The 24,040-nt window shown below is 58.4% G+C and carries 24 protein-coding genes; 16 read left to right on the top strand and 8 right to left on the bottom strand.

Translation table 11 applies throughout. The annotated features are described in order from the left end of the window. Positions 1-85: 85 nt before the first annotated feature. Positions 86-439, top strand: coding sequence for a hypothetical protein (locus ACVWXF_RS10555; protein WP_414350209.1), 354 nt, complete (start codon positions 86-88; stop codon positions 437-439). Between the two features lie 38 nt (positions 440-477). Here the strand turns inward: ACVWXF_RS10555 and def are convergent, their stop codons facing one another. From def to ACVWXF_RS10535, 4 genes are all read right to left on the bottom strand, one after another. Then, positions 478-1,068 carry a peptide deformylase gene (gene def / locus ACVWXF_RS10550; RefSeq protein WP_414350211.1) on the bottom strand — a complete coding sequence of 197 codons (591 nt, stop codon included), beginning with the start codon at positions 1,066-1,068 and terminating at the stop codon, positions 478-480. Between the two features lie 137 nt (positions 1,069-1,205). Continuing rightward, entirely contained in the window at positions 1,206-1,520 is a 315-nt protein-coding gene (locus ACVWXF_RS10545) for a DUF3593 domain-containing protein (protein ID WP_011434312.1), read from the bottom strand. Positions 1,521-1,523: 3 nt separating this feature from the next. Continuing rightward, positions 1,524-1,850 (bottom strand): DUF2499 domain-containing protein, encoded by a 327-nt coding sequence (locus ACVWXF_RS10540; protein WP_457474357.1) that lies wholly within the window; start codon positions 1,848-1,850, stop codon positions 1,524-1,526. Beyond that, entirely contained in the window at positions 1,850-2,026 is a 177-nt protein-coding gene (locus tag ACVWXF_RS10535; protein WP_041437678.1) for an NblA/ycf18 family protein, read from the bottom strand. The genes ACVWXF_RS10540 and ACVWXF_RS10535 overlap by 1 nt, the downstream gene beginning before the upstream one ends. A gap of 376 nt (positions 2,027-2,402) precedes the next feature. Between ACVWXF_RS10535 and ACVWXF_RS10530 the strand changes: the two genes are divergently transcribed. The 3 genes from ACVWXF_RS10530 to ACVWXF_RS10520 all read left to right on the top strand — a co-directional run bounded on the left by ACVWXF_RS10530 (position 2,403) and on the right by ACVWXF_RS10520 (position 5,736). Further along, positions 2,403-2,654, top strand: coding sequence for an RNA recognition motif domain-containing protein (locus tag ACVWXF_RS10530; RefSeq protein WP_011434316.1), 252 nt, complete (start codon positions 2,403-2,405; stop codon positions 2,652-2,654). A 123-nt stretch (positions 2,655-2,777) separates the two neighbouring features. Beyond that, positions 2,778-4,082 carry a metallophosphoesterase family protein gene (locus tag ACVWXF_RS10525; RefSeq protein ID WP_414374308.1) on the top strand — a complete coding sequence of 435 codons (1,305 nt, stop codon included), beginning with the start codon at positions 2,778-2,780 and terminating at the stop codon, positions 4,080-4,082. A gap of 418 nt (positions 4,083-4,500) precedes the next feature. Beyond that, the gene (locus ACVWXF_RS10520; protein WP_457474356.1) at positions 4,501-5,736 is read left to right on the top strand and encodes an RNA-guided endonuclease InsQ/TnpB family protein; all 1,236 of its coding nucleotides are present in this window, start codon (positions 4,501-4,503) and stop codon (positions 5,734-5,736) included. Between the two features lies 1 nt (position 5,737). Here ACVWXF_RS10520 and speA read toward each other — a convergent pair whose 3' ends face one another. Then, the gene (gene speA / locus ACVWXF_RS10515; protein WP_457474355.1) at positions 5,738-7,660 is read right to left on the bottom strand and encodes a biosynthetic arginine decarboxylase; all 1,923 of its coding nucleotides are present in this window, start codon (positions 7,658-7,660) and stop codon (positions 5,738-5,740) included. A 449-nt stretch (positions 7,661-8,109) separates the two neighbouring features. On the opposite strand from speA, the gene pstS reads away from it, so the two are divergent. The 3 genes from pstS to ACVWXF_RS10500 all read left to right on the top strand — a co-directional run bounded on the left by pstS (position 8,110) and on the right by ACVWXF_RS10500 (position 12,561). Then, complete coding sequence (pstS, locus tag ACVWXF_RS10510) at positions 8,110-9,210, top strand: phosphate ABC transporter substrate-binding protein PstS (protein WP_457474354.1); 1,101 nt, start codon at positions 8,110-8,112, stop codon at positions 9,208-9,210. Between the two features lie 290 nt (positions 9,211-9,500). Further along, positions 9,501-11,393, top strand: a complete 1,893-nt coding sequence (gene dnaK, locus ACVWXF_RS10505; RefSeq protein ID WP_414329477.1) for a molecular chaperone DnaK — start codon at positions 9,501-9,503, stop codon at positions 11,391-11,393. 208 nt (positions 11,394-11,601) lie between these two features. Next, positions 11,602-12,561 carry a DnaJ C-terminal domain-containing protein gene (locus ACVWXF_RS10500; RefSeq protein WP_457443578.1) on the top strand — a complete coding sequence of 320 codons (960 nt, stop codon included), beginning with the start codon at positions 11,602-11,604 and terminating at the stop codon, positions 12,559-12,561. A 140-nt stretch (positions 12,562-12,701) separates the two neighbouring features. Here the strand turns inward: ACVWXF_RS10500 and ACVWXF_RS10495 are convergent, their stop codons facing one another. Beyond that, positions 12,702-13,532, bottom strand: coding sequence for an RNA methyltransferase (locus ACVWXF_RS10495; RefSeq protein WP_457474361.1), 831 nt, complete (start codon positions 13,530-13,532; stop codon positions 12,702-12,704). A gap of 67 nt (positions 13,533-13,599) precedes the next feature. On the opposite strand from ACVWXF_RS10495, the gene ACVWXF_RS10490 reads away from it, so the two are divergent. The 6 genes from ACVWXF_RS10490 (at position 13,600) to lpxB (ending at position 18,212) form a co-directional block, all read left to right on the top strand. Further along, entirely contained in the window at positions 13,600-14,187 is a 588-nt protein-coding gene (locus tag ACVWXF_RS10490) for a hypothetical protein (RefSeq protein ID WP_414422127.1), read from the top strand. Between the two features lie 14 nt (positions 14,188-14,201). Next, positions 14,202-15,056, top strand: a complete 855-nt coding sequence (gene lpxC / locus ACVWXF_RS10485) for a UDP-3-O-acyl-N-acetylglucosamine deacetylase (RefSeq protein ID WP_011434326.1) — start codon at positions 14,202-14,204, stop codon at positions 15,054-15,056. After that, positions 15,046-15,276: a hypothetical protein gene (locus tag ACVWXF_RS10480; RefSeq protein WP_457474353.1), complete on the top strand. Its 231-nt coding sequence runs from the start codon at positions 15,046-15,048 to the stop codon at positions 15,274-15,276. The genes lpxC and ACVWXF_RS10480 overlap by 11 nt, the downstream gene beginning before the upstream one ends. Then, complete coding sequence (gene fabZ, locus ACVWXF_RS10475; RefSeq protein ID WP_011434327.1) at positions 15,266-15,766, top strand: 3-hydroxyacyl-ACP dehydratase FabZ; 501 nt, start codon at positions 15,266-15,268, stop codon at positions 15,764-15,766. The genes ACVWXF_RS10480 and fabZ overlap by 11 nt, the downstream gene beginning before the upstream one ends. Positions 15,767-15,999: 233 nt before the next feature. Then, positions 16,000-16,977, top strand: coding sequence for an acyl-ACP--UDP-N-acetylglucosamine O-acyltransferase (gene lpxA / locus ACVWXF_RS10470; protein WP_457474352.1), 978 nt, complete (start codon positions 16,000-16,002; stop codon positions 16,975-16,977). Positions 16,978-17,003: 26 nt separating this feature from the next. Next, entirely contained in the window at positions 17,004-18,212 is a 1,209-nt protein-coding gene (lpxB, locus tag ACVWXF_RS10465; protein ID WP_457474351.1) for a lipid-A-disaccharide synthase, read from the top strand. On the opposite strand, the gene ACVWXF_RS10460 is transcribed toward lpxB, so the two are convergent. After that, positions 18,209-19,681 carry an NAD(P)/FAD-dependent oxidoreductase gene (locus ACVWXF_RS10460; RefSeq protein ID WP_457474350.1) on the bottom strand — a complete coding sequence of 491 codons (1,473 nt, stop codon included), beginning with the start codon at positions 19,679-19,681 and terminating at the stop codon, positions 18,209-18,211. The two genes, lpxB and ACVWXF_RS10460, sit on opposite strands and share 4 nt — an antisense overlap. 247 nt (positions 19,682-19,928) lie before the next feature. Here ACVWXF_RS10460 and ACVWXF_RS10455 point away from each other — a divergent pair, with 247 nt between their 5' ends. Further along, positions 19,929-21,791: a response regulator gene (locus tag ACVWXF_RS10455; protein ID WP_457474360.1), complete on the top strand. Its 1,863-nt coding sequence runs from the start codon at positions 19,929-19,931 to the stop codon at positions 21,789-21,791. Here the strand turns inward: ACVWXF_RS10455 and ACVWXF_RS10450 are convergent. Further along, a complete protein-coding gene (locus tag ACVWXF_RS10450; protein WP_457474349.1) occupies positions 21,781-22,272 on the bottom strand; it encodes a DUF4168 domain-containing protein in 492 nt (163 codons plus the stop codon). The two genes, ACVWXF_RS10455 and ACVWXF_RS10450, sit on opposite strands and share 11 nt — an antisense overlap. Positions 22,273-23,090: 818 nt before the next feature. Here ACVWXF_RS10450 and ACVWXF_RS10445 point away from each other — a divergent pair. Beyond that, entirely contained in the window at positions 23,091-23,432 is a 342-nt protein-coding gene (locus tag ACVWXF_RS10445; protein WP_049749658.1) for a DUF3155 domain-containing protein, read from the top strand. Positions 23,433-23,653: 221 nt separating this feature from the next. Continuing rightward, on the top strand, positions 23,654-23,911 hold the full coding sequence (locus ACVWXF_RS10440; RefSeq protein WP_414329773.1) for a DUF3146 family protein: 258 nt from the start codon (positions 23,654-23,656) through the stop codon (positions 23,909-23,911). Positions 23,912-24,040: the final 129 nt, after the last annotated feature.

Below are 24,040 nucleotides of genomic sequence, written 5' to 3'. Positions count from 1 at the left end.
AAGCAATCGTTAAATGATCTGGGGGAAGAACAGGGGATCCGAAATTTGCCTTTTTCAATGAAGGTAGTCGAAAACTGGGGCAGCTATGAGCGAAGCAGTGCAGCACTACCTTGAGCGTCTGGAGTCGCAAATACAGGAGCTAAAAGCTGCCATCGAGCGGATGCCCGAGCAGGTGGTGGCTGTTCTCCTGGCTACCCAGGAAGCCAAAAAAAACACCCCCGCCCCCTCCCGTTACAGCGTTCTAATCTCAGACTTGGTGGAAGATGGCAGCCACAACTTCCTGCTGGATGATGAACCCACCGTGGTGAGCAACCGCAGCATGGGGCATGAGCTGGCCCCCGAAGCCCAAATACAGCGCCTGAGTGCCCAGTTAACCGCTGCCTACAACCGCATTGCCGCTCTGGAAGAGCAGCTCTTGGCCCAGCGCTTGCAACACTAAACCAAACCGACAGTCGTCCGGACCGGTCTGGAAAGGCTTCAACGGGGAACAGCAGAGGGCTTGCCTTTGCGTTGCACATCCTGCATCTGGAAGCCGTGTTTGCGCAGCTCTTGATCCAGCACCAGCTCGTTTTCCACGTGATCCACAAACAACACACCGTTGAGGTGGTCGATTTCGTGCTGGATCACCCGCGCCAGCAAATCGTCCGCTCGAAGGGTGCGGGGCCGCCCCGTTTCATCCTTAAACGAAACCACAATCCCTTCTGGGCGCACGACCTCGCAAAACACCCCCGGAATGCTTAGACAACCCTCCTGCCCGGCAACGGCCTCGCCAATGTACTCCCGGATCTCCGGGTTGATCAGCACCAGCGGTGGCACCTCCGGCTTATCGGGATAAAGATCCACCACAATCATGCGCTTGGGAATGCCAACCTGCGGAGCCGCCAGACCAATCCCATCAAAGCTGTACATGGTCTGCAGCATGTCCCGGGCAAGCTGGCGGATCTCGTCGTTGACCTGGCTGATGCGCTTGGCCGGCTGCCGCAGCACCTTGTCCCCCATGCGATAAATGTGCAGGGGCGGATGCTTCAGCTTCACTTTGGGAACGGCAACAGAAAGGGTAGCCACCATCCGGCAGATCTCTTCAGAATAAACAGCAGGTATCGGGTCTGGATCCCCATTCTACATTCAGTCCTGGTTGTGCTGAAACCATTGTTGCCTAGCTCTCCTCTCCCTTTGGAGAGGGGGTAGAGGCTTGTTTGGGATGATCATGGCTCAGGGTTGCCGTCGCCAGCCTCTGGAAGTCGTTGGGCCTGTTGGTCAATTCCCTGCTTAAAGCCCAAGGCCACCAAAATATTGGAGAGGGTGAGAAAAGCCTCTGCCCCTCCATGCAAGGGATCCACGTTGGCCAGGGAAGTGCCGTAGTGCATCTGAGCGTACAGCCCTGCCGGGATGCTGACGGCCACAAAAAGCAACAACAGCCAAAATCCAACCAAGGCCAAACGTGGGATCCGGCGCAGCCGCGACAGAAAGAATAAAAAGACCAAGTAAGGGAACAGAGAGAGGGCAAATAAACTGTTCATCGCCTAGTCGGGATCCCCCTCCTGTGCAGGCTCGTCGGCTCTCTCAGCTCGCCAAATGCGGTAGGCAGCCCAAGCCAGGGTACAGTTGCCCAGCAAGGTGAAGCTGGCCTGTGCAGTCACCACCCAGTCCAACTTGGGGTCGTTGTCAAACCAGTGCCAGGTGATCGCGCACATCGCCCCCGACAAAGCAGGCAGCATCGCCCAGCTCAAACTTCGCCATTCGGGCTGGCCCACCCGCTCCCCAAATTGCCACACGAGCACAATAGCAGCGATCCACTCCAAAACACTGGCAACGTGAATCCACCAGGTGGGAAGCGAAAGGGCGTGCATCAGGCGCTGAGGGAATGACGCAGCAGTTGGCGGTAAGTGGCCTCCTGCAACAGCATTTGCTTGTGCAGTTTGACCAAAATGTCTTTGGCCTGCTCGGGGCTCATGCGAGAAACCAAGGTCTCGAAAGCCCGCTGGCGAAATTGCTGCTCCAAAGAGAGCTCTAGCGTCTCATCCATCATTATCACCTCAGGGTACTCAGGTCGAGGGATCTGCAGAGAGTTCCAACAGCGCAGATCCGGCCAGGTAGTGCAAGCAGGATAATACATATCTTAACAAATCGCAACAACGTGACAAGATGCCGGATCTCGACGTGCCGGAAGGGAGCTTGGCCGAGGCGAGGGCAGAGAACCTCAACCCAGTGGCAGAAAAGTACAGGCCCGTCAAGTTGGACAAAGGTGCATTTTGGATGGGGAAGGAGGAAGATTTTCCGGCAGGGATCCCTTTACATCCTTTCACGTTGTGCGACTTAGCAAGGCTCCATGATAGAAGTGAAGTACTCTGGAGCTTTGTTGCCACCCTTGCTGATTGGTGACTTACTTTGCTTGAATTGCCATGACCATTTTTGTGGGGAACCTAAACTATAAAGCCTCAACAGAAGAACTGAAAGCTTTCTTCCAGCAGAGGTGGAACGTTAAGTCGGTTACAATCCCGATAGACCGAGAGACAGGTCAGACACGAGGCTTCGCGTTTGTGGATCTGGCAACCGAAGCTGAGGAGGACGAAGCCATCGAGAGCGCGAACGGGCAGGAATTCATGGGCCGGCCTCTGCGTTTGGATCGAGCCAGGCCCCGCCGCCAAGCCTAAGCAAAGATTGTTCAACCCTGGGTTTGCCATTCTGGACAACCAAAGGACTCCGTCCCGCTAACGCGAACGGCAAGGTTTATCCCAACAGATGGGAGAGCTGCAAAGTCTCCAAGAGCGCCCAAGATGGTAAGGTTGCTACATCTTTCCGACATTCATCTGGGCAGTGGTCTTGCCTACGGCCACATTAACCCGGCCACCGGCCTGAATACCCGTTTGGAAGATTTTGTAGCTTCTTTGCGCTTGTGCATTGACCATGCTCTCAACCAAGCGGTGGATCTGGTGTTGTTTGGGGGCGATGCTTTCCCCGATGCGACACCCCCCCCTCTCCATCAAGAGCTTTTTGCCCAACAGTTTCGCCGCCTGGCCGATGCAGGGATCCCAACCGTCCTGTTGGTGGGCAACCACGATCAGTACGGGCAGGGACAGGGAGGCAACAGCCTGGCTATCTACCGCGCTTTGGGGGTCTCAGGCTTTATTGTGGGGGACAGACTGGAAACTCATCGGATCGAAACTCGCGGTGGCCCGGTGCAGGTGACCACTTTACCTTGGCTGAGTTGCTCTGCTCTACTCGCCCAACAGGAAAGCTTGGCGCTTGAAGGGGAAATCCTCGCGCATCAGCTCCTGCAGCGCCTCCGCCTAGCCCTAGAAGGGGAGATCCGCACCCTGCAGCCAGGGATCCCGGCGATTTTGTTGGCTCACGTCATGGTGGAGACAGCCCGCTACGGAGCAGAACGCCATCTTTCGGTGGGCAGAGGATTTACGGTGCCCCTTTCGCTGCTGGCTCGGCCTGCCTACCAATATGTTGCCTTGGGGCATGTACACCGTCACCAGGTGCTGTGTCGGGATCCCTTGATGCTCTATCCCGGCAGCATTGAGCGGGTGGATTTTGGCGAAGAAAAAGAGGAAAAAGGCTGTGTGCTGGTGGAAGTCACCCCTACGGGGGCCAGCTATGAATTTTTGCCCCTGCCAACCCGTACCTTTCACACCATTCGCCTGGATCTGAGCGCAGATCCACCCCAGCAGGCGCAGTCCAAGCTGCTGGCCGCCATCGCCAAGGCCCCCGTGGCCGGCTCCATCCTGCGGTTGATCTACCGCATACGGCCCGACCAGCTAGAGTGCATTGATGAGCGGGCTCTGCACAACGCTCTTGCCCCTGCTTTTAGCTACACCATCGCCCCAGAAGTGGTCAGCCCCAGCCGCATCCGTCTGCCGGGATGGGATCCCAGCCGACTTGAGCCCCTGACGGCTCTGGAGCAGTATCTGGCCGACCGCAGCGATCTGGCCCCCTTGCACAACGATTTGCTGGCCGCGGCCCGTCAGTTGTTGGAGGAATATGTGGATCCTTTACAAGACTGGGCCCCCAACTGGGAGGAGCTGGGATCTTCAAGCCTTGCCCCAGTGGAAGAGGAGCAGTTGCCTTTGTTTTGATTGGTTTTGAGATGCTCTCTTTGTCGCCTCAGGGTTCATAGGGGTGGGGATGGGGGATCCCTGTACGAAGAAATCAGGACAGGAGTGCTTGCCAAAGCTGCGGGCTCCTCAAGTTTCAAGTGATCTGAATCACTTCGAAATGGCAAAAAGCAACACAAACTGGGAATCGGGTTGAAGACGTTGGCAACGACGGCATCAGCTCACTCACAGGGAACTGACTCAGACTGGTAGACCTCACACTGCCAGTCTTTTTTTGTTTGAGGTTTAGGTATTGTGAAGCTGCAGCAAGCAGGGGATCCCTTTCTAGCATTCATGAAATTCCCATCTTCTTTTCTATAGAGTCAGCTAGAAATCGCAGGAGCCCCGCACTGTACCCGTAGGGTCAGTGCCGGGAGGAATGCGAGGTTACAATAGAACCATGACCCAAGTCCTGACCGTCTCCTGCAAGCTCAAGGTAGCCCAGTCGCAAGCCGCCAAATTGGACGCGACTTTGGAGGCTTTTGGCCAAGCCTTGAATTGGGTCAACCAGAACACGCCGGAGAAGATCGTCAACGCGGTCAAGCTGCAATCCCTTTGCTACTACGAGATTCGAGCCCGGTTTGGCTTGTCCAGTAACTTGGCTCAACAGGTGTGCAGACGGGTAGCGGGTTCCCGCAAAGTGGCTAAGCAGAAAAAGCGTCCCGTCAAGGAGTTTAAGAGCGGCTTTGTTACCTACGACGCACGTATCTTTTCGTTCCGTCAAAAAGACTGGACGGTGTCGCTGACCACGGTGGAAGGGAGAGAACGCTTTGAGCTAGCCATTGGTAACTACCAGAGGGGAATGCTGGCTGGCTCTAACCCCAAATCGGCCACCCTAGTCCAGCGGAAGGATGGCTCCTACTACATCCAGATTTGCGTAGAGGAAAAAACACCCAAGCAACAAGATACCGACAAGGTGATCGGGGTGGACTTGGGAAGGACGGATATTGCTCATACGTCAGAGGGGGACAATTGGAATGGACAGCAGTTGAACAGAGTCCGCGACCACTACTCCAAGCTGAGGGCGGCACTCCAACGTAAAGCCAGTAAGGGCACACGCAGTTCGCGGCGCAGATGCAGAGAACTGTTGCAACGGCTGTCTGGCAAGGAGAGGCGCTTTCAGGCGTGGGTCAATCATCGCATCTCTAAAGCTATTGTCTCTAGGGCAAAAGCTACCAACAGCGCTATTGCTCTGGAAGACCTGACAGGGATCCGGGAAAGGGTCAATCAACAGCCACGCAGCAAAGCCGAGCGGCGTAGGACCAACAGTTGGGCGTTCTACCAACTACGTCAGTTTCTGGAGTACAAGGCGAGGGTTGCAGGGGTTTCTCTGATTCTTGTGCCGCCTGCCTACACGTCGCAGACCTGTCACAAGTGTTTACACATCCATCCCGATCCTGCGCAATCCTACCGCAGTGGGAAGAAGTTTAAGTGTGGGCACTGTGGATGGGAAGGGGATGCGGATTTGAATGGTGCGAATGTGATTGCGCTTTGGTGCTCCGCACCGCTAACGCGACTGGGGGCTGCTGTAAACCAGCCTAGAGGTTCGGGCCTGTTTTGTTCTCTGGTAGAGCAGAGCAGGCTCAGGGCTACTGAAAGCCCGCTCCGTACCGCTTTAGCGGTCGGAGTCGGGTAGTTTACTGCAAGTAGGTGTAGGCCCGCAGATTGTCTTCAAAGTGCTGCTGCAAGGCGCGGGCTTGATCCAGCGTGATCTGCCCTCGCTGCAGGGCGGTCTCGGTGGCTTGGTGGAGGGTCTCCACCAGATCTTCGCTGTTGTACTGCACCCAGCTCAGCACCTCGCCGATGGTGTCCCCCTTGATGACTTGGGAAACGTGGTAGCCGCCGGGGCGGGAGCGGATATGCACCGCGTTGGTATCGCCAAACAGGTTGTGCAGATCTCCTAGGATCTCCTGGTAGGCACCCCCCAGAAACACCCCCAGTAGGTAGGGATGCCCGTCAGGATCATGCAGCGGCAAAACTGAGGTGATTTGCCCGTCTTCGCCAAAGAAGCGGTTGATCTTGCCGTCGCTGTCGCAGGTCAGATCCGCCAGGGTGGCCCATTGGCGTGGCTCCTCATCCAGACGGTGGATGGGCATGATGGGGAAGACCTGGTCGATGGCCCAGCTATCCGGCAGGGATTGGAACAGGGAGAAATTGCCGTAGTAGATGCTGGCCAGCATCTCGTCCAGATCCAGGAGATCCACTGCCACGGGGTGCCCTGCTTGGTGCTGCTCGTAGGCCAAGGTGCAGATCTTGTCGGAGCAGTTCCAGAACAGCCGCTCCACTTCAGCTCGCTCCTGCAAGCTGAGGGATCCCTCGGTGAACTGACGCAGAGCAGCCTCCTTCAGCTCCTGACAACGGCGGTAATTGACCACCAGAGTATCGGGCTGGATTTGGTAGTAAAGCTGGTTTAGCTTCTGGATCACCTCTGCATCGGAAGTAAGCTGGGTGGGCATGGGGTAGGGGCTGGCGGCGTTGACATCTTGCACGTCAAACACCAGCACCGACTGGTGGGACATCAGGGCGCGTCCGCTTTCGGTCACCAGTACCGGCGGCTGGATCCCGTGGGGTTCTAGGGCGGTGAGCACGGTCTGCACCACGGTGGCGGCGTAGTCCTCCATGCTGTAGCTCTGGGAAAAAGGATTGGGGGACTGGGATCCGTCGTAATCGACCCCCAAGCCGCCGCCGATATCCAGGTAGCCCATGGGGGCCCCCAGCTTGACCAGCTCGATGTAGATTTGGCTGGCCTCCCGCACGGCCCGTCCATGCACGCTCACCATCGAGATCTGGGAGCCGATGTGGTAGTGCAGCAGGCGCAGACAATGCAGCTTGCCCGCTTCCCGCAGCCGTTCCACCACTTGCAAAATCTCGGTGGCCGTCAGGCCGAACTTAGCCCGATCCCCAGCCGAGGTGCCCCAGCGCCCGCTCCCTTGGGCCGAGAGTTTGGCCCGCACCCCCAAGATGGGGTCAATGCCCAGTTGGTCGGCAGCCTGCAGCACCAGCTCCAGCTCTTGCAGCCGCTCCAAAACGATGATGGGTGTGCGCCCCAGCCGCTGGGCCAAGAGGGCCGTCTCCATAAAGTCGCGGTCTTTGTAGCCGTTGCAGATCAGCAAAGCCCCGGGAGTATCCAGCAAAGCTAGGGCAATCAACAGCTCCGGTTTGGATCCCGCCTCCAGGCCAAAGTGGTAGGCACGACCGTGTTTCACCACTTCTTCTACCAGGTGGCGCTGCTGGTTCACCTTGACGGGATAGACCCCTCGATACACGTTGGGGTAGCCAAAGCGCTGGATGGCCTGCTGAAAGCTCTCGCAAATTTGCCGCATGCGGTCGGCCACGATCTCGGGAAAGCGAATCAAGAGGGGCAACTGCAGGCCCCGCGCCACCAGATCCATCACCAAGTGGTACAGGTCAATGCCCGGTTCCTGCTGCTGTAAGCCCTGTGGGGTCACCTCCACATGACCGGCGGCGTTGATACGGAAGTAGGGATCCCCCCAACCTGAGATGCGATAGAGCTTTTCGCTGTCTCGCAGTGTCCAGGGAGAACGAGTCAAAGTCGGCATAGTAGTCCCCCAGATACCGAGATGTGAACAGCGCAGGATTTCTGCACAGAATCCACAATATATTGCCATATTCCAGAATATGTCAAGGTTTTTCCAATGCGAGGGGACTCAGGCCCAAAAACCGCTAAGCCTTGCCAGACAAGGCTTTGGCTTGAGGATCTCTGTGCAACTGCCGCAGAACTCAGCTCGCTCAATCTCTTGTTTGCGCTGTTTTTCTTTGTTTTTCTCTTGAATTCTCCGTTTTCCATCTCTCCTTTCTGAGCTTGGGTCGGATCCTGAGTTTTGCTGGGAAGCGTAGCGAGGAATACGGGGATGGCGCAGAGGGAAAAGACAGCCACCTGGGGCAAGTGGACCTACGCAGGGGATCCCAAGAGCTCTCGCCGGCAACCCTTGACAGGGCCCCGCAGGCAAGACAAGGATCGGGGCGGTGACCTCGGAGAACCTGAACCATGGCTCAACTGCCCCGCTTCCGTCGCCGAGAAGTGTTGCTTTCTTTATTGGCCACCGGCGCTACCTTGAGCGCCTGCCAAAGGGGATCCCGTTCTGACCAACCCAGCGGCAGGGATCCCGTTCCTGCCTCCGGCAGCCAGTCCTCCGACAAAGTTTTGCTGATCAACGGAGCCGGGTCCACCTTTCCGGCTCCTCTTTACTTGCGCTGGTTTTCCGATTACCGCCAGGTGGATCCCAAGGTGGAGATCAATTTCCAACCGGTGGGCAGCGCCGCTGGGATCCGGCAATTTATTGACCAGACAGTGGACTTTGCCGCCAGCGACGTGGCCATGACCGACGCCGAGATCGCCGAGGTGAAGCGGGGTGTGGTCATGATCCCGATGACCGCAGGCAGCATTGCCGTAGGCTACAACCTGCCGGGGATCCCTTCTGGACTCAAGCTGTCTCGACCCGTTTTGGTGAAGATCTTTCGCGGCCAAATCGACCAGTGGCGGGATCCGGAGATCCTGGCCCTGAACCCGGAGCTAACCATTCCCGATCTGCCCATCACCGTCTGCTACCGCTCCGATGGCAGCGGCACCACCGATACCTTTACCCGCCACCTGGCGGCCATCGATCCGGCTTGGGCCTCAGAAATCGGTGTTGGCATGTCGCTAGAGTGGCCGGTGGGCATTGGGGTAAAGGGCAACGAGGGCATGAGCGCCCAAATGCTCCTCAGCGAAGGGGTGATCGGCTACGTGGAGTCGGTCTATGCCTGCGAGCTGGATCTGTCGGTGGCAGCTCTGGAGAACCGCCGCGGCGAGTTCATTCTCCCCTCCCCGGAAGCCTCGGCCCTGGCCTTGAGCGAAATTGAGCTGCCGGAAAACCTGCGGGCTTTTGTGCCGGATCCCGCTGGCCCTGGAGCGTATCCCATCGTCACCTACACCTGGATCCTGACCTACCGCCGGTACTCGGATCCCGCCATGGCCGCCGCCCTGCAAGCTGTGCTCCGCTGGGCCCTTACCGAAGGACAAGCCCTGGCCGAGGAGATGGGCTACCTGCCCCTGGCCGCAACCGTTGTGAACCGCGGCCTGGAGGCGCTGCAGCTTATCCAGAGCTAGCCTGGCAGCAGTCCCCCAAGAGTTGCCAATAGCTGCCAACCCAGGCCATACCCCAAGCGGCACCGAAAGCAAGGCTGCTGCAGGTACGGAGATCCGTAACCGGTCTGCCCTTCAGCCCCGAGAAATGGGCGGCATTCTCGCCCTGGCCTCGCCAACCAGCTGGTTAGGATCGACCCAGGAAGTGACCAAGCATCTGCCGGATTTTCACAGATTGGCTGCCCAAGCTACTTCACACAGGCTGGCGGCGGTAACCGAAGCAATGTACTCAAGAAGAGGAGAATAAGGAGCCGATGGGAAAAGTTGTAGGAATTGACCTGGGCACAACCAACTCGGTTGTCGCCGTAATGGAGGGGGGTGTCCCCACCGTCATCGCCAATGCTGAGGGTACTCGCACCACACCCTCGGTGGTCGCCTTCACCAAAGATGGAGAGCGCCTGGTGGGCCAAATGGCCCGCCGCCAAGCGGTGCTCAACCCCGAAAACACGTTTTACTCGGTTAAGCGGTTCATCGGTCGTAGGTACGATGAGCTGAATGCCGATTCCAAGCGGGTCTCCTACCAGGTGCGGCGGGACGAGCGGGGCAATGTCAAACTGTACGCACCCCGCCTGAACAAGGAATTTGCGCCGGAAGAGATTTCGGCCATGGTGCTGCGCAAGCTAGCGGATGATGCCAGCCGCTACCTGGGCCAGCCGGTCACCCAAGCGGTGATCACGGTTCCTGCTTACTTTAATGACTCGCAGCGGCAGGCCACCAAAGATGCGGGCCGCATTGCCGGTTTGGAAGTGCTGCGCATCATCAACGAGCCGACAGCAGCCTCTTTGGCCTACGGCTTGGACAAGCGCAACAACGAGACCATCCTCGTCTTCGACCTGGGCGGTGGCACTTTCGATGTGTCCATCTTGGAAGTGGGGGATGGCGTTTTCGAGGTGAAATCCACCAGCGGCGACACGCAGTTGGGGGGCGACGACTTCGACAAGAAGATCGTCGATTGGATGGCCGAGCAGTTTAAGCAAATGGAAGGGATCGACCTGCGGCAAGACCGGCAGGCGCTGCAACGGCTAACGGAAGCTGCGGAAAAAGCCAAGATCGAGCTGTCCAGCGTTTCCGAAACCACCATCAACCTGCCCTTCATCACTGCCACTGCCGATGGGCCCAAACACCTGGAGCTGAAGCTCTCCCGCGCTCAATTTGAACACCTCTGTGCCGACCTGCTGGAGCGCTGCAAGGGGCCGGTGGAACAAGCCCTGCGGGATGCCAAGCTCACCAAAGCCGACATCAACGAAGTGGTGCTGGTGGGGGGATCCACCCGCATTCCGGCGGTGCAGCGGCTGGTGAGGGAGCTGCTGGGCAAAGAACCCAACCAAAGTGTCAACCCCGATGAGGTGGTGGCGGTTGGGGCAGCCATTCAGGCTGGCGTGCTGGCGGGCGAAGTCAAAGACGTGCTGCTGCTGGATGTCACCCCCTTGTCCTTGGGGGTGGAAACCTTGGGCGGCGTGGCCACCAAGCTCATCCCGCGCAACACCACCATCCCCACCCGCAAGTCGGAGATCTTCTCCACTGCCGAAGATGGGCAGACCTCTGTGGAAATCCACGTGGTGCAAGGGGAGCGGGAGCTGGCCCGCGACAACAAATCTCTGGGCCGCTTCAAGCTGGACGGGATCCCGCCGGCCCCCCGCGGTGTGCCGCAGATCGAGGTCACCTTCGACATCGACGCCAACGGCATCCTCAAGGTGACGGCCAAAGACAAAGGCAGCGGCAAAGAGCAGAGCATCTCCATCACCGGCGCCTCTACTTTGGATAGCAAAGAGGTGGAGCGCATGATTGCTGAGGCAGAAAAATACGCTGCCGAAGACCGGGCCCGCCGGGAGAAAATTGAGCGCCGCAACAAGGCCGACTCGCTGGCCTACCAAGCCGAGCGGCAGTTGAAGGAGTTGGGCGACAAGATCTCCTCCAGCAAACGCAGCCAAATCGAGACTCTGGTGCGAGAACTGCGGGAGGCCATCCAGCGGGAGGACGACAGCGCCATCCAGAGCAAAGAGCGGGAGCTGCAAGAGGCTCTCTACGCCATGAGCAGCGAGCTGTATCAACAGCCGGGGGCCTCCTCTGGCCCCACTCCCGGCTCAGGGAAAACCTCCGGCGGCAGCGATGATGTGATCGATGCCGACTTCACCGAGAGCAAGTGACTGCTCAGGGATCCCTCCGTGGGCCGCGGGCCCAGGGCGGATCCCGCCCTTACTTGTAGCGCCGATAATGAGGAGGGACGGGATGGGCGATGGCGTCTAGCCCGCCTCCTCATTTTCTTCAGTAGGTCGGAGGGAAGGAGCCCTTGCCGGGGACGCCTAGCCTCGTGGTTTTCTGCCCACTCTCAGCGATTTGCCTGCGGACGCCTCCATGCAAAACTTTAAGGACTACTACAAGATTTTGGGGGTCAGCAAAACGGCCACTGCCGATGAGGTGAAGCAAGCCTATCGGCGCCTAGCCCGCAAGTATCACCCAGATGTCAACCCAAATGACAAAACTGCCGAAGAGAAGTTCAAAGACATTAACGAAGCCTACGAAGTTCTCTCGGATCCCAGCAAGCGCAGGCAATACGACCAATTTGGCCAATACTATCAGCAGGGCGGGTTTCGCTCCAGCCGCGATGCCTACACCTACAGCAGCAGCCCCTTCAGCCAAGACTTTGGGGGGAGCGGATTTGGGGGGAGTGGCGTCGATTTCAGCCAATTTGATGATTTTCAAGACTTCATCGATCAACTGCTGGGCCGGGTGCGCAGCCAAACCACAGACCGCAGCAGCGGATTTTCGGGATCCACTGGCAACACCAGTTACGATGCTGAGGCCACCATCCAGATCAGCATTCCAGAAGCTTTTGAGGGGGGCAAGCGTCGCCTGCGGGTGGGCGGGGATCGCGTGCTCGAGGTAAACATCCCGCCGGGAATTACGCCAGGGAAGCGGATTCGCCTGCGCGGCCAAGGCCACCCCAACCCCAACGGCGGTGCCGGTGATCTGTACCTTAAAATTGAGCTGAAAGACCACCCCTTCTATCGCCTAGAGGGATTCGACGTTTACTGCGATCTGCCCATCAGCCCCAGCGAAGCGGTTTTGGGCGCCCAGGTGGAGGTGCCCACCTTGGATGGGGTGGTGAAGCTGCGGATCCCACCTGGCATGCAGCCGGGGCGAAAGTTGCGGCTGGCGGAAAGGGGATTTCCCAAAGGCAACGGAGAACGGGGGGATTTTTACGTGGTGGTGCAGATCCATTTGCCCACCCAGATCTCCGAAGAAGAGCGAGAACTTTACGAAAGGCTGCAGCGGGTTCAATCCTACGATCCCCGCGCCACCCTTAAGCTCTAGCATTGATATTCTCCGATATTCTCCCACGGCCAAAGCCTCAAGATTCTTGACAAGCGCTCCGCGCCGCCTGAAAGCAGGAAGCCGCCCTTCTAGCTTGCTTCCGGTAGCGGTAGGGCGGGGCTGGAGGCCCAGCCTTGGGGTCAAGATGGGGTCCTGCTGGAATCTGGTTGCGTCGGCGGGACGGGAGCTGCATTTGCTTCCAGAGGTTCCTGATGAGAGCATCCCTGGCTCCATTGCAGTTGCCGCAGGATCCCGCGCAACAAGGCCACCTCGGCTACGGTCAGGCCGGCTCGCTGGAACAGGGCGCGAAACTTGAGCATTTTGCGGCGGGCTGTGTGGGGGTGCAGGTAGCCAATTTGCAGCAACAGCGCTTCTAAGTGGTCGAAAAATCCCTCCAGCAGCTCGAAGGGGGCAAGCCTTTGAGGCGAGGGCATAGGAGGAGCAGGGGAAGGGCTCTGGCAGACGAGGGTGTACAGCTCATAGCAACAAATGGCCACGGCTTGGGCCAAGTTTAAAGAGGGATAGGTCGCATCGGTGGGGATCTGGATCTGGCGATGGCAAAGGGCCAGCTCCTCGTTGCTCAAGCCGCGATCTTCGGGGCCAAACACGAGGGCGGCAGGGCCGGCGGCCAGCAGAGCGGGAAAGGCTTGGCGGGGGGACTGAATTTGCCATTCGGGTGGGTAGGTTTGGCTGCGCCCCGTTGTCCCGAAAACCTGCACACACCCTTGCAGGGCTTCGGGCAAAGTTTGCACCTTCCGGGCTTGATGGAGCAGGTCTGCCCCATGCACGGCTGTGGTGATCGCTTCCATATCGAGGGGATCGCATTGGGGATCCACCAGCACCCACTGCCTGAAGCCCATGTTTTTCATCACGCGGGCAATGGCGCCGAGGTTGCGCGGCCCAGCCGGCTGCACCAATACAAGCCGTACCTGCGCCAGTTGTTCAGGGCCAGAGTGGGGTAATATCGGCATCAGGTTGGGATCCCCCAGAGTGCCTAGAGTAGAGAAGAGGAGCTTGATTTTGTCATAGATTGCATCCATGGGATCCGCATACCGTTGTTGGCTGAGCTTGATTTGTCTGGTGTTGGTGGGATGCTGCTGGGGATCCCCGGCGCTGGCTGCCCCTTCATCGCTGGCAGGGCCGGCTCAGGTATCGCCCCAGCTCGTTCGCGATAGCGACTCAGAGCGGTTTTCTCTGGCCGAGGCGCGGCAGCGGCTGGAAGCCATTGCCGAGGTCATGCGCTCGATTCGCCTGTGCAACCGGCCCAACTGCCGCTACCGAGATATCGCTGTGGACGTGTGGCCTGTGGACATATCCATCCCCAATGGTGGTGCCGAGCCGTTCTACGAGGGCAGCATCGACGCCATGATCGACCGTCCTTCCGGCAGCTTGGATAAAGCCCACTACCGGCTGCAGTTTCGCCAGGGGCGCTGGCAGTTGCTGGGGGGCGAAGAGGTGTCCGATGTCTCTTCCTTTTTCTTTGAGGGAGATACCTACGAGGTGTTCAGCGCCTACGGCACCCGCAGCCACAAAGCCAAGTTGGCAGATGCCAGCAGCAACCTGCGCGTGGGCTATCGGGAGCTGTATTACCGCGTTTTCGACCAGGGCCAAGAGCGTTTGCACTAGCGCTGCGGAGCACGATGAGAGGCCGGCAACACACCTTAGCCAGCTCTATTGCCCTAGAAGGCGTTGGCCTGCACACCGGCCTGCCAATTGGCTGCAGTCTGCATCCAGCTCCTGCCGGCAGCGGTCGGGTTTTTGTGCGGGTGGATCAACCGGGATCCCCTGAGATCCCGGCTCGGTTGGGATCCCTGGCCCCTGCCCATCTCTGCACCCTGTTGCAGCAGGGATCCCCCTCTGTTCAAGTGCAGACGGTGGAACACCTGCTGGCCGCCCTTTACATCCTGGGCATTGACAACTGCCGCATCGAGGTGGAGGGGCCGGAGCTGCCGATTCTGGATGGCTCTGCCCTGCCCTTTGTAGAGGCCATTGCCCAGGCCGGGATCCAGGCCCAAGATCAGCCAGCCCTGCTGGGGGTGATCCAAGAACCGGTCACTGTCTGGGCGGGGGAAGCCTTTGTCAGCGCTCTCCCCCATCCTACAGCCCGCTTTACCTATGGCATCGATTTTGCCGATTGCCCGATTGGAGAACAGTGGCTGAGCTGGAGGGAGAACAGGCCGGATTTTGTCCAGTCCATTGCGCCGGCCCGCACCTTCGCCCGCCAGCAGGATGTGGAGCTGGCCCGGGAACGGGGGCTAATCCAGGGGGGCAGCCTGGAAAATGCCATTGTCTGTAGCCAAACCGAGTGGTTGGGGCCATTGCGCTACCCAGATGAGCCGGTGCGCCATAAGCTGATAGATTTACTAGGAGATCTCAGCCTCCTGGGCTGCCGACTGCAGGGGCACATTGTGGCCTACAAGGCGGGCCATGCCCTGCACCACCGTTTGGCCGAGCAGTTGCTCAAGAGTGGATCCCTGCTGATCCATGAAGAGTGAGGGGGAGCAAGGGATCCGGTTGCGCAGCCACAACCCTGCCATCCTCAGGTGCGACAGCGGTGCCGAGCACTTTTCTTCAGGGGGATCCGCTCTATTGGAATCTCTTGATCTCTTCTCCGTAGATCCCTGGGTGCTCTTTTGGCTGAGTTCTGGCCTGCCGTCCTCCCCGTCCGGGATTTGGTTTTGTCCTCTGCCTCTGTGGGTTCACCATGTCCTCTGATGTCTCTCCTCCTCCCCTTCTCTCGGCTGAAGCAGCCGCTCAATTGGCAACCGCTCCCCCCGTCTTCACAACGGAGCAGATTTTGGAGATCTTGCCCCATCGCTATCCTTTCTTGCTGGTGGATCGGGTTGTGGAGTATCAACCGGGGCAACGGGCGGTGGGCCTGAAAAACGTCACCTTCAACGAGCCTTTTTTTCAAGGGCATTTCCCCAACCGACCCATCATGCCCGGCGTCCTAATCGTCGAGGCCATGGCCCAGATAGGGGGGATCGTGTTGACCAAGTTGCCGGACGTGGCCGGGCGTTTGGCCCTGTTTGCCGGGATCGATGGCGTTCGCTTTCGCCGCCCGGTACTGCCGGGGGATCAGCTGCTGCTCTCCGCCGATTTGCTCACCATTCGCCAGAGGCGCATTGGCAAGATGTTCTGCCGCGCTCAGGTGGGAGGGCAACTGGTAACCGAGGGGGAGCTGATGTTCTCCCTGGTGGATTGATGGGCCAACAGCGGCCATCCAGGAGGCGCTCCGGTGTGGGTGTTCTCGCAATTGAGATAAAGTGTTGGGATAGAAAGATGGCTCAGGGGCTGCTTGCGCCTTTCTGTCGGGATACGGTAAACATGTTGTCGCGACAGTGGGGCGTAGCTCTAAGGCTCATCTCCCCTGGAGTCAAGTCTTGGTGATCCTTCGCAGGGTTGGGAGCGTAACCACAGTTGCTGGCTAGGTCGGAAATGAGTTCGTTCGCTTCAGCGGGATCCACTCCCAACGCCTCTGCAAGTGCGCCGCACCGCTCACGCGAGCGGATTCATCCCACCGCGGTGATCCATCCGAAAGCTGAGCTACACGAGACGGTGCAGGTTGGCCCCTATGCGGTGATCGGCGAGCATGTTCGTATCGCTGCCCATACAGTGGTGGGAGCCCATGTGGTGATCGATGGCTGGACGGAAATCGGCGAGGACAACCACATTTTTCCGGGAGCAGTTGTGGGCACCGAGCCTCAGGATCTGAAGTACAGCGGCGCCCCCTCTCAAGTGGTAATCGGCAGAGGCAATCGCATCCGCGAGTTCGTCACCATCAACCGGGCTACCAATGAAGGGGAAGCCACCCTGATTGGAGATTACAACCTGCTGATGGCCTACACCCATGTCGCCCACAACTGCGTCATCGAAAATCAGGTGGTGATTACCAATGCTGTTTCCTTGGCCGGCCACATCCACATCGAGTCTCAAGCCCGCATTGGCGGCATGGTCGGGATCCACCAGTTCACCCGCATTGGGCGCTTGGCCATGGTGGGGGCGATGAGCCGGGTTGACCGCGACGTTCCCCCCTACATGTTGGTGGAAGGACATCCGGCTCGCATCCGCGGTCTGAACTTGGTGGGGCTGCGGCGAGCCCAAGGGATGGAGGGATCCCTGCCCTTGCTGCGGCAGGTCTACCGATTTTTGTACCGCTCAGGGTTGCCTTTGGAAAAAGCGCTGCAAACACTGCGCAGCAGCCTGTGTGTCGTTTGTAACAGCGGTGCGGAGGGAGAGCGCCACATCCTTTCTCTGCAGGGGAAAGAGTGGGTGGACGAGACGGGATCCCTGCAACATCTGCTGCAATTTTTGGAAGACTCCCTCTCCCAGCCCCAACGACGTGGCCCTCTGCCGGCCCTGCGCGGGAGGGGGGAAGATCCGCCGGTGCAGAGCACTTCAGAGCTGGATGACTAAAGATTGGGGTCGGGAGTGTAGCTCTGGTGAGCCACCTGTTCATCTGCACGGGCGAGGTCTCAGGGGATCTGCAGGCCGGCCATCTGATTGAAGAATTGCTGCGCCAGCGCCCTCAACTGCGCATCACAGCGGTCGGGGGAGAGCGCATGGCTGCTGCCGGGGCCCGTTTATTGCACCGCACTACCGAGATCAGCTCCGTTGGCATTTTAGAGGCTCTTCCCTTTATCGGCCCCGCCCTCTGGACGGAATGGAAGATTCGCCGCTTTTTAGCCCAAGACCCGCCAGATGTGGCCGTGCTGGTGGACTACATCGGCGTCAACAGCCGCATTGCCCGTCTGCTGCAACGGCGGCAGATCCCTGCCGTCTATTACATTGCTCCCCAAGAGTGGGTGTGGTCGCAGGATGCCCGCCTCACCTACCAACTGGCCCAGCAGATGCGGCTGATGTTGGCGATTTTCCCTGAGGAAGCCCGCTACTACGCGGCGGCAGGAGCCCATGTCCAGTATGTGGGCCATCCCCTGTTGGATATTTTGGCCGCTGTGCCCAGCCGTGCTGCCGCCAGAGCCCAGTTGGGGATCCCTGCCGAAGCCACGGTGGTGGTGGTGGTGCCGGCTTCGCGTCGGCAAGAGCTGCGCTCGGTTCTGCCTGTCTTGCTCAAGGCGGCCCAGTTGCTGCAAGCTCACCTGCCTCAGGCGCAGTTTTGGGTGCCCTTGGCCTCGCCCCGTTTTGCTGCCCCGATTGCGCGGGCTGCCCGCCGCCTTGGGCTCAACCTCACCCTTTTGGATCCCCAAGCTCTGCCCTTCTTCTCCCCCCACAAAGCTCATCACCTCGCCTTGGCAGCGGCTGATTTGGTGTTGGCCAAGTCGGGCACGGTGAACTTGGAGACGGCCATCTTGGGGATCCCCCAGGTGGTGATCTATCGCCTCAACCCCATCACCTTCTGGATCGCCCGCCATTGGCTGAGGGTGTCGGTGCCCTTCATGTCTCCGCCCAACCTCGTGCAGATGCGCCCCATTGTGCCGGAGTTGCTGCAGGAGCAGGCCCAGCCGGAGAAGATCGCCCAACTGGCACTGGAGTTGCTAACTCGGCCGGAACGCCAAGCCCAACTGCAAGCCGACTACGTCGCGATGCGGGCGGCCCTGGGAGAACCCGGCGTTCTGGCTCGCGCTGCCAAGGCCATCCTAGAGGTGTTGGATGGCGAAGCTGGATCGAAGCAGGATCCCTTCCGCCGCTAACTCCGGCGACCCAGCACCTGGGGCACGGCCCGTCCTCCCGCCAAGGCCGCTGTCGAATCCTCCTCTTCCAGATACTCAGCATCTTGGTTGACCCGCCACCCATCGTAGCGCCGTTCCCATGCCACAATGTTGCGAGCGGCCAAGAGGCCCGTCATCATGGCGTGATCCTGGTTATTGTAGCGGTGCATGCCGTTGCGGCCTGCCACCTGCAAATTGGGCAGTGCTTCTTCCAAAAAGGTTCGAATGGTCTGGATGTGAGCTTGATAGCCGTGATTGTAAACCGGGTAGGCTTTCGGGGCGCGAATGACTGTGCCGCCCAAAACCTTTGCCTTCCCCAGCAGGCCCAACCGCTGCAATTCCAGCGTTGCCAAGGCCATCAAATCCCCATCGGTTTGTCCCCAAAAGGGATCCGTCGCTGAGCAAAAATACTCCAAACCCAAGCAGGTGACCGAGGGATCCGGAACCATGTCCGCGCTCCAATTCTTGAAGTTTTGGATACGCCCCACCCGCACCGAGGGATCGTGAATGTAGATCCAGTGATCTGGAAATAAGTTGGGCTCATCCACCAGCAAAGCCACCGTCAAAAAATCCCGATACCGCAGTTGTTCGGCAGCCTCTCGCACCGGCTCCGGTGCTGCAGGTACCAAAGCCCGCACCAGAGAGCGCAGCGGCATGGTGGAAATGAACTGCTCGCCGGTCACCCAAAAGGTCTCTCCCCCTTGAGAACAGGCTTGTACAGCTTGAACTCCGGCCCGGTTCCAGTGGATTGCCGTAACCTTGCGATCCAGTTGTACCGGCTGCCCGGCTTCTGCCAGCAAGGTTTGAACGCGCTCCCACATCTGGCCTGGCCCTAGGCGAGGATAGCGAAAGCGATCGATCAGGGTTTTGATCACCCCCTCTCGGTTGGGGAAAAAGGTTTTACGGATCAAAGAAGCCATCGACAGACCCTTGATCCGCTGGGCTGCCCAGTCGGCGCTGATCTCGTGACAAGGGATCCCCCACACTTTCTCGGTGTAGGTCTTAAAAAAAGTGCGATACAGCCGTTCCCCAAATTGGTTAATGACCCAATCTTCAAAAGATACAGGATTGGGCCTGGGAAAGAGGCGCGCCTTTAGGTAACTGAGCAGACAGAGGGTGGTAAACCCTGGCCCCAGTTTGGCAAAAACATCCGTAGGTCGAATTGGATAATCAAAGAAAACACCTCGGTAAAAAATGTGGGAAAGCCGACGGCAAACCTGCATTTCCGAGCCCAAAATCTCCGTCCACAGAGCCTCAATTTCCGCCGACTTGGAGAAAAAGCGGTGCCCACCGATATCAAAGCGATAGCCTTGGTAGGTTACAGTGCGGGATAGCCCCCCTACCTGCACCGGATCCGCTTCCAAAACCGTTACCGGGTAGCCCTGCTTGTTCAGCTCGTAGGCGGCACTCAATCCAGTTGGCCCCGCCCCAATCACCACTGTGGACTGCACTCTGGATAGCTGCCTTGAGGTACCATCTGGTAGTGGGGTCATTTCCTCAGAAATGTTCTCAGAAACAGTCATGGCAACTTCTCACACCACCTCGTCAATCCTAACGGAAATAGGTCTGTTCAAGGGATCCCCGGCCTGGGCGCGAAAGTGCTATGCCTACGGCACCCCGTCGGGAACCGCACCGCTAACGCGAAAGATTAAGCTGGAGACAGATTAGAGATCCCTTTTGTGTGCAAAGAAAGCCTTGGTGCTTCGCACCGCCGTCGCGAATGGCCGACTCTGTGGAGTGAATTTTGTGCAATCTCCCCCCATCCCCAATCCTGGACATCTGCTGACAAATGCTTCGCCGACAGTACTGTTGGCCGATGACGACCCATGCATACGCGGGTACTTGACCCACCTGTTGGTTCATGAAGGCTATCAAGTGGCAGAGGCTGAAGACGGCGACCAAGCCTTGCTGCTCTTCGGTCAAACTCAGCCTCAAATTGCCCTGCTGGACGCCCTCATGCCCGGCACGGATGGGTTCGAGTGTTGTCGCCGCCTGCGGGCTTTGGATGCGAATCTGCCCTGCTTGATGATTACCTCGCTCGAGGATCAAGCTTCCGTAGACAAAGCCTTTGCTGCCGGAGCCAGCGACTACATGACCAAGCCCATTCACTGGCCGATAATGCGTCAGCGCATCCAACACCTGATCAAGGCCCGCCAGAACTTGTTGAACCTACGCCAACAGGCGGCCCGCGAGCAAGCCCTGAACCGCATCGTCCGAGCCATTCCCACTTCTTTGCAGTTGGATCAAATCCTTGCTGCCGTCACCCGCGAGATAGGCCATTTGCTAGAGGCGGATCGGGTAAGCATCAGCATCTATCAGCCTCAGCAACAGCATTGGCGTATTGTCTCCGAGTACAGCACTCAACAGGATGGCTACCTGGGCTGTCTCATTCCCGATTCCGAAAGCCCCATTGCCCAGCAACTGAAGCAGGGGAAAGTGATGTTGCTGGAGGCAGCCGACCAAGCCAAAGACTGGGTCTACATCTCTGCCATGGCCAAAGCCTATCCTGGCAGTTGGCTGCTGGTACCGCTCTACGGTGGCGAAAACCCCGAATCTAGCCCGACCCACCCCACCCTTTGGGGCAGCCTGTGCCTACAACTGAAAACAGCACGTCCCGGTTGGCTGGCCACCAATCAGGATCTGATCTTGGCCCTGGCTGCTCACCTCTCCACCGCCATTCGGCAGGCGGAATTGCTCCAACAGGTTCAGGAACTGAGCCGCACCCTGGAAGAAAAGGTACAGGCCCGCACCGCCCAACTGGAGCGCCAGGTACAGGAATTGCAGCGGCTGGATCGCCTGAAAAATGACTTCCTTAGCACGGTGTCCCACGAGCTGCGCACCCTTCTTTCCAACATGAAAATGGCCATCCACCTGCTCAGCGCCGTTCTGCTGCCTGCCCAGGGCGCTGCCCGATCCCCGGATCCGGCCAAGATCTCTCAGTACTTGAAGGTGTTGGACAACGAATGCGAGCGGGAGATCAAACTGGTCGAGGATCTGCTGGAACTGCAGCAGTTAGAGGTGCTCAAGGGACTCCGTCCCGCTAACGCGAACGGTTCACAGCAGCCCTGCTGGTTGGAGCTGCAAGAGTGGTTGCCCCAGATCGCGGAGCCCTTTGCTCAGGAGGCCCATAGCCGCCATCAGCGCTTCAGCCTTGGGATCCCTCCAGGACTGCCTGCCATTTTTACCCTGCCGGGAGTGCTAAAGTCGGTGCTGGCGGAATTGCTGAAAAATGCATGTAAATTCACCCCTGCTGAGCACCTGATCAGCCTTCAGGCCACCTGCCATTCCGACCACCTGGACATCCAAGTCCTCAACACCGGCGTAACCATTCCTCCAGAAGAACAAAAGCGGGTATTCGAGAAGTTCTATCGGGTGCCCAGCGTGGATCCCTGGCGGCAAGGGGGGACAGGGTTGGGGTTGGCCCTTGTGCAGCAGCGGGTAAGCCTGTTGCAAGGAAGCATTCACCTCAACAGCGGGGCCAGCCACACCTGCTTTACCTTGCGGCTGCTTCGGGTTCTCCCTGCCTTTGGCCAAGGCAAGCCAGCTCAGCCTAGGGTGTAGGCGTCGGGGTAGCCGGCTTTGGAGAGTTGGAAGCTTCCCCTTCCTGCAAAACTTCTTGCAAGCGGGCCCGAACCCGCTGGTTGAGAACAGGATTTTCGTTCGCCAAGGTCATCAATTCGCGGTATTGAAGCACTGTCAGCCCTTGCTCCTCGACAATGCGGCTGGCTTGGGTTTCTGTGCGCTGCATAATTTGCTCGTACTCCTCCTCGTTCTGGGTTTCCCGCAGTTGGGCGCTCGCTTCCCGGATCAGGGGATCCAACTCCAACAGAATCCGCACCAACTGTTCCACCTGGGCATCGGTGACTTGCTCTGGGGTCAGGGCTGGAGATGCCAGAGGGCTAGGAGTTGCTGTGGCCGGAGCCCCCCCCGAAGTCGGAGAAGCAGTTGCAGCAGGGCCAGGCGACGGGGTTGCTCCCTGTGCCCAAGCCGGCAGGGATCCCAAGCTGAGTCCCAGACCCATCAGCAACGCGAATTTCATCATGCCCAAAACTCCCCAAACCCAGACAAGATAGACCTAAGCCCTTGAGGTGCAGCCAAACCTGAAGCCAGACTAGCAAGATGCCTGAATTCCGTCTAATCGGTTCAACGCAGTCCTGAATGCCCATCAAGCTCATCCCAGCTTGCCGGCACCTGAGGCGCGATCCATCCAATCCCTACGGTACCAGAACTCCTCACTCCAGGGCTCCCAGGATGAACTCGCGCAAGGGCTGTGTGGACATGCTGGGGATCTGCAGTGGATCTCTTGTAGAAACAAGAAGTTGGTTGTACAGTCTTACATGCGCTGTTCAACGGTAGCCCGGCACCGGAGTGCCCCTTTCTCTCCTCGGTTGAGCAGCTCCAGACTTGCAGCATTGGCAATTGACTTAGCACTTCAGCCAAAAGGGGGTTGTCTTGAAGCTGAGCTTAGGTATATGTTCTGTTGAGTATCGTTTTTGTTAATGTTAGGCTAGGGGTCAGATTTGATGCGGATCTCCCACATCGGCATCTGACTTTCTTCGCAGGTGTCAGAGCCCGTGGATTTCCTATCAATATCAGCAGTCAACCTAGCAAACGCCCAATCGCCAGCTCTCTTTGCAGGCGATTGTTGGAGGATTTTTTGTTCGGAGAAAGGTTCCCGATTAGATTTTTTTGGGCGCGTCCATAAGTAACCCTTCAAGGGCTTTGAGGGCGACTGCTGTCTTTATTGCCTTTGTAAAAGATGATAACAAAAATGGGTAAAGGTTATTGCTTTTCTTAAGCAGCGCTGATATATTCTTTGCGGTTGCGGTTGTTCGGTCATCCTTCTACAGGAGGCTTACATTGGTTAGGAGAAGAAAGCGTAAGAGTCGCCGTCGTCTGGAAGGGCGCAAAATTTTAGATCACATTCCTCAATTTAATCTGGACAGTGGTGAAGAGAAGTCTGTAACCGCTGCTCGAAAGTATATTCAGGAAAAGTCTATTCAGCCCCCCGCGCTGATTTTGGTGCGGCGAAATGAGCATACCGTTGATCGGTTTTTTTGGGCGGAGAAGGGGTTGTTCGGCGCGCAATATGTCGAGGAGAACCACTTCCTTTTTCCCAGCCTGCGAGCTTTGTTAGCAGAGGTTGCGGCTGAAAAGCCAGAGAAAAAATCCTCGAAGACCCTTGCAACTGCCGCTCGCTAGCCTCTGACCAGCTTTTCCTATTAGCAGGAGCTCAGGAAACAGCCCCCCTACCCTGGGGGGTTTGTTGCAGCCGCTCTCAGAAGATCGAAAGAACTGACCCTGTGTACGGGATCCCTCCCCGCGGGTTGAGCTCCTGCTGCCTCACTCGCCATACTCGACCTGCTGGCGGCAGCGAGGGAGCCACGCGCTACCCTACAAGGGATCCCGTCGGGAGATGCCGGATGAGCCGACTGCCTCAGACCACTGCCCACATCCAAATTACCCGCCGCTCTTGGCAAGAGGGTGCCATTGAGGGGGAAGTCAATGCCAATGGTTGGGTTTGGCGCTTTTGCTGGCGCTTTCGGGCCGGAGAACTCAGAGTGGAGCCTTCTGTGGGGCGAGCTTTGATTTGCGAGCCCTTGAGCCGCTTTCTGGAAAAATCCGACTATCTGCTGGAACCGGGCAGCAACTACTCGTTTGTGATTCGCAGCAGCTTGTGAACTCTCAATGTAAACTACCCGACTCCGACCGCTAAAGCGGTACGGAGCGGGCTTTCAGTAGCCCTGAGCCTGCTCTGCCCTACCAGAGAACAAAACAGGCCCGAACCTCTAGGCTGGTTTACGGCAGCC

Source organism: Thermostichus sp. MS-CIW-40 (assembly GCF_054058315.1).
Note: the sequence above shows the minus strand (reverse complement) of the source record. Positions and strands in the feature narration are given on the sequence as shown.

Excerpts from the sequence above, each read along its gene's own strand:
- lpxC (WP_011434326.1), top strand. The coding sequence starts at position 14,202 with ATGAGAGGCCGGCAACACACCTTAGCCAGCTCTATTGCCCTAGAAGGC.
- speA (WP_457474355.1), bottom strand. The coding sequence starts at position 7,660 with ATGCCGACTTTGACTCGTTCTCCCTGGACACTGCGAGACAGCGAAAAG.
- ACVWXF_RS10490 (WP_414422127.1), top strand. The coding sequence starts at position 13,600 with ATGGGATCCGCATACCGTTGTTGGCTGAGCTTGATTTGTCTGGTGTTG.
- def (WP_414350211.1), bottom strand. The coding sequence starts at position 1,068 with ATGGTGGCTACCCTTTCTGTTGCCGTTCCCAAAGTGAAGCTGAAGCAT.
- pstS (WP_457474354.1), top strand. The coding sequence starts at position 8,110 with ATGGCTCAACTGCCCCGCTTCCGTCGCCGAGAAGTGTTGCTTTCTTTA.
- ACVWXF_RS10555 (WP_414350209.1), top strand. The coding sequence starts at position 86 with ATGAGCGAAGCAGTGCAGCACTACCTTGAGCGTCTGGAGTCGCAAATA.
- ACVWXF_RS10545 (WP_011434312.1), bottom strand. The coding sequence starts at position 1,520 with ATGAACAGTTTATTTGCCCTCTCTCTGTTCCCTTACTTGGTCTTTTTA.
- ACVWXF_RS10440 (WP_414329773.1), top strand. The coding sequence starts at position 23,654 with ATGAGCCGACTGCCTCAGACCACTGCCCACATCCAAATTACCCGCCGC.
- fabZ (WP_011434327.1), top strand. The coding sequence starts at position 15,266 with ATGTCCTCTGATGTCTCTCCTCCTCCCCTTCTCTCGGCTGAAGCAGCC.
- dnaK (WP_414329477.1), top strand. The coding sequence starts at position 9,501 with ATGGGAAAAGTTGTAGGAATTGACCTGGGCACAACCAACTCGGTTGTC.
- ACVWXF_RS10450 (WP_457474349.1), bottom strand. The coding sequence starts at position 22,272 with ATGATGAAATTCGCGTTGCTGATGGGTCTGGGACTCAGCTTGGGATCC.
- ACVWXF_RS10500 (WP_457443578.1), top strand. The coding sequence starts at position 11,602 with ATGCAAAACTTTAAGGACTACTACAAGATTTTGGGGGTCAGCAAAACG.
- ACVWXF_RS10520 (WP_457474356.1), top strand. The coding sequence starts at position 4,501 with ATGACCCAAGTCCTGACCGTCTCCTGCAAGCTCAAGGTAGCCCAGTCG.
- ACVWXF_RS10535 (WP_041437678.1), bottom strand. The coding sequence starts at position 2,026 with ATGGATGAGACGCTAGAGCTCTCTTTGGAGCAGCAATTTCGCCAGCGG.
- lpxA (WP_457474352.1), top strand. The coding sequence starts at position 16,000 with ATGAGTTCGTTCGCTTCAGCGGGATCCACTCCCAACGCCTCTGCAAGT.
- ACVWXF_RS10495 (WP_457474361.1), bottom strand. The coding sequence starts at position 13,532 with ATGCCGATATTACCCCACTCTGGCCCTGAACAACTGGCGCAGGTACGG.
- ACVWXF_RS10540 (WP_457474357.1), bottom strand. The coding sequence starts at position 1,850 with ATGCACGCCCTTTCGCTTCCCACCTGGTGGATTCACGTTGCCAGTGTT.
- ACVWXF_RS10480 (WP_457474353.1), top strand. The coding sequence starts at position 15,046 with ATGAAGAGTGAGGGGGAGCAAGGGATCCGGTTGCGCAGCCACAACCCT.
- ACVWXF_RS10530 (WP_011434316.1), top strand. The coding sequence starts at position 2,403 with ATGACCATTTTTGTGGGGAACCTAAACTATAAAGCCTCAACAGAAGAA.
- ACVWXF_RS10525 (WP_414374308.1), top strand. The coding sequence starts at position 2,778 with ATGGTAAGGTTGCTACATCTTTCCGACATTCATCTGGGCAGTGGTCTT.